This window comes from Pseudomonas sp. (genome assembly GCF_050739995.1).
Classification (GTDB): Bacteria; Pseudomonadota; Gammaproteobacteria; order Pseudomonadales; family Pseudomonadaceae; genus Aquipseudomonas.
On sequence record NZ_JBOICG010000186.1, the window covers coordinates 1 to 2,729 of the forward strand.

The window sequence follows — 2,729 nt, forward strand, 5'->3', positions numbered from 1 at the left end:
GAGCTGGCTTGCCTGCGATAGCATCACCTCGGTGTCTCTGATAAACCGAGGTGTCTGCATCGCGGGCAAGCCCGGCTCCCACACAAGCCCCCTCCCACATGGGGTTTTGCGTAAAAAACTGGGGTTATGGGGTTAACCGTACCTGCTTTTCCAGCTCGGCTTTTAAACCGGGTTCGAGTTTGAGTTGGCGGGCCAGCTCATCGAGGTAGGCTTTCTCCATGAAGTTTTCTTCGTCCACCAGCATTACGCTGGCGATGTACATCTCCGCGGCCATTTCCGGCGTGCTGGCCGCGCGGGCGACGTCGGTTGGATCGAGCGGCTTGTTGAGTTCGGCGTGCAACCAGCTTTGCAGCTCGCGGTCGTTATCCAGCTTGGTGAACTCCCCTTCGATCAGCGCACGCTCGCGCTCATCTACGTGTCCGTCGGCCTTGGCGGCCGCCACCAATGCCTTGAGGATGGCCTGGCTGTGCTGCTCGACCTGGGCTGGCGGCAGACGGTCGATGGTCTGCGGTTCGCCTTGCGGCGCGCTGACCTGTTGCGCCTGCCAGTTGCCGTAGGCCTTGTAGGCGATCACACCAAGCGCCGCCAACCCGCCATAGGTCAGGGCCTTGCCGCCCAATTTGCGGGCTTTTTTGTTCCCCAGCAGCAGGCCCATGGCCCCTGCCGCCAGCGCGCCGCCGCCCGCACCGCCGAGCAGGCTGCCCAGGCCGCCACCGCCGAGCAATCCGCCCAAGGCACCTTTATCGTCCGATTTACGTTGGCCACTCGCCTTGTTCTGCAACATATCCTGGCCAGACTTGAGCAACTGATCGAGCAATCCACGGGTATTCATTCGCAGCCTCCAGACACTTGGGTTCGTAGGACCAATAGGCTCCCAGCGTAAAACTAAGTGCCAAAAAGCCACGATCTAGAGTGCTTCCAGATGTAACGCCCGATACAACGGCAGTGGGCGACGAAATGCCTTGTTTCACATACAAAGCCATCACACCGCCATCAACCAATTTTCCTACACGATCGAACCGCTTAAGCTATCCGCCGTCTGTTTATTGTCCGTTGCGTTTGGTCGAAGGCATGTCCGAACCGTTTTTTCTGATCCGCTACGCGCCAGGGCCGGCGCGGGATTCGCTCACGACAGGTTGTCTCTATGCACCGCAGGAATTTGCTCAAAGCGTCTATGGCCATTGCGGCTTACACCGGCTTGTCGGCCAGCGGCCTGTTGGCAGCCCAGGCTTGGGCTGGCAACCGCGCCGCCGATGGCAAGGCCGTGGCCTTCGACTTTGAGTCGCTCAAAGCCCAGGCCAAGCAACTCGCCGGGACCGCTTACAAGGACACCAAACAGGTGCTGCCGCCGACCCTGGCGACCATGACACCACAGAATTTCAACGCCATCGGCTACGACGGCAACCATTCGCTGTGGAAGGAATTGAACGGCCAACTCGACGTGCAGTTCTTCCACGTCGGCATGGGTTTCAAGACACCGGTGCGCATGCACAGCGTTGATCCCAAGACCCGAGAGGCGCGGGAGGTGCATTTCCGCCCCTCACTGTTCAACTACGCGAAAACCACGGTAGACACTAAACAGTTGACCGGTGACCTGGGGTTCTCCGGCTTCAAGCTGTTCAAGGCGCCGGAACTGGACCGGCACGATGTGCTGTCGTTTCTCGGTGCCAGCTACTTCAGGGCCGTGGACTCCACCGGCCAATACGGTCTTTCGGCACGCGGCCTGGCGATTGATACCTACGCGAAAAAGCGCGAGGAATTCCCCGACTTCACGCAGTTCTGGTTCGAAACCCCGGACAAGGATGCCACGCGCTTTGTGGTCTACGCCCTGCTTGACTCGCCGAGCGCCACAGGCGCCTACCGCTTCGATATCGACTGCCAGGCCAACCAGGTGGTGATGGCCATCGATGCACATATCAATGCACGCACGACCATCGAACAACTGGGTATCGCGCCGATGACCAGCATGTTCAGTTGCGGCACCCATGAGCGTCGTATGTGCGACACCATTCACCCACAAATCCACGACTCGGACCGCCTGGCGATGTGGCGCGGCAACGGCGAGTGGATCTGCCGCCCGCTGAACAATCCGGCCAAATTGCAATTCAACGCCTTTGCCGACACCGACCCGAAAGGCTTCGGCCTGGTGCAGACCGACCATGAGTTCGCCAGCTACCAGGACACTGTGGACTGGTACAGCAAGCGCCCAAGCCTGTGGGTGGAGCCCACTACGGCATGGGGCGAAGGCTCCATCGACCTGCTGGAGATCCCCACCACCGGCGAAACCCTGGATAACATCGTGGCCTTCTGGACGCCGAAAAAACCGGTGGCCGCTGGCGACTCGCTCAACTATGGCTACAAGCTGTACTGGAGCGCTTTGCCACCGGTGAGCACGCCGTTGGCACAGGTCGACGCCACACGTTCAGGCATGGGTGGTTTTACCGAAGGTTGGGCGCCGGGTGAGCATTACCCCGAAGTGTGGGCACGTCGGTTTGCCGTGGACTTCAAGGGTGGCGGCCTGGACCGCTTGCCAGCCGGTACCGGGATCGAGCCGGTGGTGACCTGCTCCCACGGTGAAGTGAAAGATTTCAGCGTGTTGGTGCTCGACAACATCAAGGGCTATCGCATTCTGTTCGACTGGTACCCGACCAGCGACAGCGTGGAGCCAGTGGAGCTGCGTCTGTTTATCCGCACCCAGGACCGCACACTGAGTGAAACCTGGCTGTACC

General features: G+C 60.2%; 2 protein-coding genes. One reads left to right on the forward strand and one right to left on the reverse strand.

Translation table 11 applies throughout. The features are described 5' to 3' along the window. Nucleotides 1-124: 124 nt before the first annotated feature. Nucleotides 125-832: a tellurite resistance TerB family protein gene (locus ACRESD_RS06540; protein ID WP_431750182.1), complete on the reverse strand. Its 708-nt coding sequence runs from the start codon at nt 830-832 to the stop codon at nt 125-127. 312 nt (nt 833-1,144) lie between these two features. On the opposite strand from ACRESD_RS06540, the gene ACRESD_RS06545 reads away from it, so the two are divergent. Then, on the forward strand, nt 1,145-2,729 hold a 1,585-nt coding region (locus ACRESD_RS06545), incomplete at its 3' end, for a glucan biosynthesis protein D (protein ID WP_431750183.1).

What these genes read in the sequence shown, in the direction of transcription:
- ACRESD_RS06540 (WP_431750182.1), bottom strand. Translation starts at nt 832, where the DNA reads ATGAATACCCGTGGATTGCTCGATCAGTTGCTCAAGTCTGGCCAGGAT.